This is a genomic window from Streptomyces sparsus, assembly GCF_054776295.1.
This window is the reverse complement of sequence record NZ_BAAHCA010000492.1, coordinates 1-3,679: the sequence shown is the minus strand read 5'-3', so window position 1 is coordinate 3,679 and position 3,679 is coordinate 1. Positions and strand designations below refer to the sequence as shown.

At 71.0% G+C, this 3,679-nt stretch carries 3 protein-coding genes and 1 riboswitch; all 3 genes read right to left on the bottom strand.

Features of this window, described 5'->3' with window-relative positions; translation table 11 throughout:
• Window positions 1–194: 194 nt before the first annotated feature.
• Window positions 195–671 (bottom strand): FtsB family cell division protein, encoded by a 477-nt coding sequence (locus tag ACYVE9_RS19035; RefSeq protein WP_461029090.1) that lies wholly within the window; start codon window positions 669–671, stop codon window positions 195–197.
• 181 nt (window positions 672–852) lie between these two features.
• Entirely contained in the window at window positions 853–2,133 is a 1,281-nt protein-coding gene (gene eno / locus ACYVE9_RS19030) for a phosphopyruvate hydratase (protein ID WP_461029089.1), read from the bottom strand.
• A 271-nt stretch (window positions 2,134–2,404) separates the two neighbouring features.
• Window positions 2,405–3,064 (bottom strand): transglycosylase family protein, encoded by a 660-nt coding sequence (locus ACYVE9_RS19025; protein ID WP_461029088.1) that lies wholly within the window; start codon window positions 3,062–3,064, stop codon window positions 2,405–2,407.
• A gap of 4 nt (window positions 3,065–3,068) precedes the next feature.
• A riboswitch (cyclic di-AMP (ydaO/yuaA leader) is annotated at window positions 3,069–3,217 on the bottom strand.
• Window positions 3,218–3,679: the final 462 nt, after the last annotated feature.

Sequence of the window (3,679 nt, the reverse complement as noted above, 5' to 3'; positions counted from 1 at the left end):
CGAGCCCGGGTGGTGTTTCACCGTGCAGTATCGACCCCCGCACGGCCCCGCGCGGAACCGGATGCGGCGACACCGCTTGCGGGCCGCACCCACACGTGCTCCCTGGCCCGCACGGACCGGCGTCCCCGGGCCCGCACGGACGACCAGCCCGCGGGCCCCGTCGAGGGGCGGGACCCGTCGAGGGGCGGTCGGGGTCAGCGTCGGCCGTCGGCCGTGTCCACGCCGTCCCAGAGGTTGTCGTACCACGCACGGTCCGCCGCGCGGCGGTCGGTGGGGCGCTTGGGGTCGGCGCTGCCGTCCTCGATGATGAAGCCCGTCTCTCCGGGACGCAGGTAGTGCAGATGGCGTCGGGCCTGCTGCTCGACGTAGGCCGGGTCCTCCCAGCGGGCGCGTTCCTTGCGGAGCCGCTCGACGGCGGTCTCGGCCTCCGCCGCCTGCCTCCGCTGGTCGGCGATCTCCGAGCGCTGCGAGACGTACTGGCGCATCGGGTAGGCCAGCGCGACGACCATCGAGCACACCACCAGCGCCAGCAGCGCGGCGCGCCCGGTGAGGCGGCTGCGGCGGGGGGTCTCCAGTCGGCGGTTCTGCGCACGGTAGACCTTGGCGGCGGCCTCCTCGCCGAGCGCCTTGAGTCTGGTCGCGGTGGAGAACCGGTCCCGGTCCGCGGCCACATCGCCTCCAGGAGTCGCTACGTCTGCGTCCCGGCTCACGGTACGGGACCGTGGGCCGGGACGCGGGGCGACGGGCGGTAGTACCGCCCTCGTGCTCTGCCGAGCCGTGGAGGCGGGGCCTCCACGGCGGCGGGGGCCCGGGCCGTCACCGGCCCGGGGCCTTCCGCCTGCGACGTGCCTCTCAGCCCTTGAAGCGGGGGAAGGCGCTGCGGCCGGCGTAGACGGCGGCGTCGTCGAGGATCTCCTCGATGCGCAGAAGCTGGTTGTACTTGGCGACGCGCTCGGAGCGGGCCGGGGCGCCGGTCTTGATCTGGCCGCAGTTGGTGGCGACGGCGAGGTCGGCGATGGTGACGTCCTCGGTCTCGCCGGAGCGGTGGGACATCATGCACTTGAAGCCGTTGCGCTGGGCCAGCTCGACGGCGTCGAGGGTCTCGGTCAGCGAGCCGATCTGGTTGACCTTGACCAGCAGCGCGTTCGCGGACTGCTCGTCGATGCCGCGCTGGAGCCGCTCGGGGTTGGTGACGAACAGGTCGTCGCCGACCAGCTGCACGGCGTCGCCAAGGCGGGAGGTGATGGTCTTCCAGCCGTCCCAGTCGTCCTCGTACAGCGGGTCCTCGATGGAGACCAGCGGGTACGCCTCGACCAGCTCGGCGTAGTAGTCGGTCATCTGCGCGGCGGTGCGGGTCTGGCCCTCGAACTCGTACGAGCCGTCCTTGTAGAACTCGGACGCGGCGACGTCCAGGGCGAGCGCGATGTCGCGGCCCGGGGTGTAGCCGGCCTTCTGGATGGCCTCCAGGATGAGGTCGAGCGCCTCGCGGTTGGAGCCCAGGTTCGGGGCGAAGCCGCCCTCGTCGCCGAGACCCGTGGCCAGGCCGCGCTCCTTGAGGACCGCCTTCAGCGCGTGGTACGTCTCGGTGCCCCAGCGCAGGGCCTCGGAGAAGGACTCCGCGCCGATCGGCGCGATCATGAACTCCTGGATGTCCACGTTGGAGTCGGCGTGCGAGCCGCCGTTGAGGATGTTCATCATCGGCACCGGCAGCAGGTGCGCGTTGGGGCCGCCGAGGTAGCGGAACAGCGGCAGGTCGGAGGCCTCGGACGCGGCGTGCGCCACGGCCAGCGAGACGCCGAGGATGGCGTTGGCGCCCAGCGAGGACTTGTCGGCGGTGGCGTCCAGGTCGAACATCGCCTGGTCGATCAGCCGCTGCTCGGTCGCGTCGTAGCCGACCAGCTCCGGGCCGATCTGCTCGATGACGGCCAGCACGGCCTTCTCGACGCCCTTGCCGCCGTAGCGGCCCTTGTCGCCGTCACGCAGTTCGATGGCTTCGAAGGCACCGGTGGAGGCGCCGGAGGGGACAGCGGCACGGCCGGTGCTGCTGTCGTCGAGGCCGACCTCGACCTCGACCGTGGGGTTGCCTCGCGAGTCGAGGATCTCGCGGGCTACGACGACGTCGATGGACGGCACGAGCATCTCCTTGGGGTGTGTCCGGCTACTGATGCGAGAGCCTAACGGTCTCCCGGCCTGCACGGGGGCTCCGGTCCGTGTCGTGGACCGGAACGCGGGATGAAGTCGCAGCTCAGAGCTGATCACCGGGGTGGGAAAGTTTTGTTCCGGTGATGAAGAAAACGCGGTGGACGGCCGGCCCTCGACGACGGAAAGCCCGGCCCGGTGATCCTTGGGACCACCGGGCCGGGCTCCACCGGTATCACCCGCCTGCCGGCGGATCAGCCGCTCGTCACAGGCTGAGCTGCTGACCGGGGAAGATCAGGTTCGGGTTGCCGCCGACGACGCCGCGGTTCTTGGCGTACAGCTGCTGCCAGCCGACACCGTGGGCGGCGGCGATGGAGCCGAGCGTGTCGCCCGCCTTGACGGTGTAGTCACCGGTCCGGCCGCTCGAACGGGAGGGCTGCTGCGGCTGCGCCTCGCGCTTGGGCTGCGGCTGCGACTGCCGGGCGGGCTTCTCGGCGGGCTTCGACTGCTGCTGGCTGTTCGCCGCGCCACCGGTGTTGACGTTGGGCTTGGCACCACCGGAGGTCAGGCCGCCGGCACCGGCGCAGGCCCAGGCACCCGGGCCCTGGATGGCGAGCAGTCGCTCGGCGGTGGCGATCTGCTGGCCCTTGGTGGCGAGGTCGGCACGCGGGGCGTACTTGGTACCGCCCGCGGCCTCCCAGCTGGACTGCGAGAACTGCAGACCGCCGTAGTAGCCGTTGCCGGTGTTGATGGACCAGTTGCCACTGGACTCGCACTCGGCAACGCGGTCCCAGGTGTCCACGGAAGCAGCCTGGGCACCGGTGGCACCCATCAGCGGAACGGCGACGGCGGCCGCACCGGCCAGCGCTGCGGCCTGAACGAGGCTGGTGGAACGACGACGACGAACCTTGCTGGAGAACAGCACGCTTTTTCTTCCTCACCGACGCCTACGAGGTGAGCTGTCGGGTTCGGGCGGTGAGACGCCCGGTCCCGCACCACTTGGTGCCGGACTTCACCCCAAGCCGCCGAGGCGGCACTTACCTGGTTCCCCCGCTCCTGCCAACGGCGCTGACGCGACGGTGTTCCGACGGCCGCCGGCAGGATTCGGCGTGACGGTCGTCGGTGTCCGCAGTAGCGAACGAGAACGACGTTAAGCACACCGGGCGGAGTGGTTCAAGAACCGCCGAATACCGCCAATAGGGGCGACTTGACGGTCCGAAAGGTGCGTTTTCGCAGGTCGGATCAGTGTCCGCCCTGCCCGAAATGGGAACACGCCGACCAGATTGGATGAGGATCATCACACTTCTGACGGACTGGGAGTATGCGTGACCATGTGATCCGGGCAGCCCGACGCCGCCCCTCGGACACCGCGAAAGGCGGCGACCGGAGTGGCGGCGGGGGTGAGGTGCGCCACGAAGGCGGCGCGAACGGAGTGACGTGCGTGACACCGCACAGCGCCGCCGACGACGGACGGCCCACCGGTGGCGGACGGCGGCGGCGGACGGCGACGGCGGGCTTCGCGACGGTGCGGACGGCGGGC